This is a genomic window from Pseudoalteromonas sp. Z1A6 (assembly GCF_011378745.1).
GTDB lineage: Bacteria > Pseudomonadota > Gammaproteobacteria > Enterobacterales > Alteromonadaceae > Pseudoalteromonas > Pseudoalteromonas arctica.
The window spans coordinates 1-1,847 of record NZ_WTKW01000538.1 but is presented as its reverse complement, the minus strand read 5'-3'; the positions used below and the strand labels follow the sequence as shown (position 1 = coordinate 1,847).

The window sequence follows — 1,847 nt, the reverse complement described above, 5'->3', positions numbered from 1 at the left end:
TTAACGACGCTGCAATCCAAAATATCTCGATTACAAAGCTCGCTAAATTAAAGTTATAACAAAGGCTAATTAACAGTAAAATTGCCCCTGTTAAATTCATCATATTATACGTTAAGCTAGCTGGAGATGTTTTACCTAGCTGCAGTAAAAAAAATGAACCAACTACTAAAAAAGTACCTGTCATGCCTATGATGTCAAATAAGAGTGCTATCACGAAACTATCCTTTATCCATTTTTAAATAACCCAATAAACTGGCCCGATCCATGGGGAGGGTATTTTTTCATTCATTGAAACAGCAAACCGGGCGATTCTATCAATATGGTAAATTCTAACAAGGCCATATGTCCGCATGCACAAGGCTTTATACTTATTCGCTTAATTAAGTATTATTGCGGTTTAGTATTACTTCATATACCTTATTTAAAGGTTACTTTGCCGCCAATTATTTTATAGGCCGGCGCACCGCGAATAATCGCTTCTCGGGCAAATGGCCGGCTACAGTTAGGGCAAATACAAGCCTCTGTTGTAAAGTCTTGGCTAATACGCTCTTTAAAGCACTTAATTAATGTTCCTTTTCCCCCTTTTCGATATTTAAATAAAGAGGCTTTACAAGCAGAGCAAAAAATATCAACCGTTTTAGTAGGGCCTTTTTTGTTGGGTTTTGCCATTACGTCCTGCGGTATTATATAAAGAGTAATTAGCAATTATATCAGTTTAGATGGGTAAAGGTTACCACCTCTGACTTAGAATTTAGATACGGCAGACTTAATCTATAAAGCCCCATTACATGTAACCTTTACAAAATAAACACATCCTAATCTTTAAAAAAGAAGCGGTTTAATTGAGATGACAATACATTCATATTAAAAGGTTTGACTATAAACCCTGATACCTTAGCTGCAATAACTTGCTTAACTTTATCTGTACTGTCTTCACAAGTAACCATTAAAACGGGAATATCAGCGAGTTCTTTATCTTTTCGAATGTTAGTAAGTAAACTAACGCCATCCATTTTTGGCATATGAAGGTCAGTAATAACCAAATCGAAATGTTGATTACGCAGAAATACCAAAGCTTGCAATCCATCAGTTGCTTCAACGATATTGCTATACTCTAGTTTTCTAAGCATATTAATTAATACGTGTCGCATGAGTGGCATATCATCAACAACTAATATTCTCATTAGTTTCTTTACCAAATTGTATAAATGGGATTATATAAAACTACTCTACTCGTAGATAAGGATCAAATTTGGATTTGCTGATTATTTAAATCTTACGGCCATATCCCTAAAATGAGCCCCATTAACGAAAATTGTAAAGTATGGTACCCCCCGTTAATTAAAAAAAGCTTTAGAGGGCGTTGCTCAAATATATAGCTCAATCCTAATGAACTGCCAATCCAAAAAAAGCCAATAATAAAGCCAGTCCCTATACTTTCACCTAAGCTTGCGTCTTTACCTAAAAAAAGAGACAGCATTAAAGCCGCTATAAACACTAAGAAAAAGCTGCCGCCAAATATCAACTTAGGATTAGCCGATTGTAAATCCAGATCAGTTAAGCCAATACTTTCTAGCCATGCATTTTTAAAGAGAGCTTTTGAATACCATATACCGCCAAGCATAAAAGAAGACAGTGCAGCCACTAGTATCGCAAAATAATCTACATCTAAAAGGTTCATACAAACAGCCGTATACAAAAAGTGTAATACCGTTTGGTATTAAATATTAACGGTATAAAGATACTCCCAATGTAGTTATAAATAGGGGATTGAGCAAATAGCCTAACTTAAATTAATTTTTGGTATAGAAGATAATTATAAAAATAAAATTTATAAATCGCCAAAT

General features: G+C 34.4%; 4 protein-coding genes. All 4 read right to left on the bottom strand.

Features of this window, described 5'->3' with window-relative positions:
- Positions 1–214 (bottom strand): hypothetical protein (locus GQR46_RS19265; RefSeq protein WP_165742137.1); only part of this gene is annotated, 214 nt, incomplete at its 3' end.
- Between the two features lie 203 nt (positions 215–417).
- Positions 418–669: a hypothetical protein gene (locus tag GQR46_RS19260; RefSeq protein ID WP_165729466.1), complete on the bottom strand. Its 252-nt coding sequence runs from the start codon at positions 667–669 to the stop codon at positions 418–420.
- Positions 670–815: 146 nt separating this feature from the next.
- Positions 816–1,184: a response regulator gene (locus tag GQR46_RS19255; protein ID WP_024593155.1), complete on the bottom strand. Its 369-nt coding sequence runs from the start codon at positions 1,182–1,184 to the stop codon at positions 816–818.
- 92 nt (positions 1,185–1,276) lie between these two features.
- Positions 1,277–1,681, bottom strand: a complete 405-nt coding sequence (locus tag GQR46_RS19250; protein ID WP_165742135.1) for a DUF1761 domain-containing protein — start codon at positions 1,679–1,681, stop codon at positions 1,277–1,279.
- Between the last annotated feature and the right edge of the window lie 166 nt (positions 1,682–1,847).

Excerpts from the sequence above, each read along its gene's own strand:
- GQR46_RS19260 (WP_165729466.1), bottom strand. The coding sequence starts at position 669 with ATGGCAAAACCCAACAAAAAAGGCCCTACTAAAACGGTTGATATTTTT.
- GQR46_RS19255 (WP_024593155.1), bottom strand. The coding sequence starts at position 1,184 with ATGAGAATATTAGTTGTTGATGATATGCCACTCATGCGACACGTATTA.
- GQR46_RS19250 (WP_165742135.1), bottom strand. The coding sequence starts at position 1,681 with ATGAACCTTTTAGATGTAGATTATTTTGCGATACTAGTGGCTGCACTG.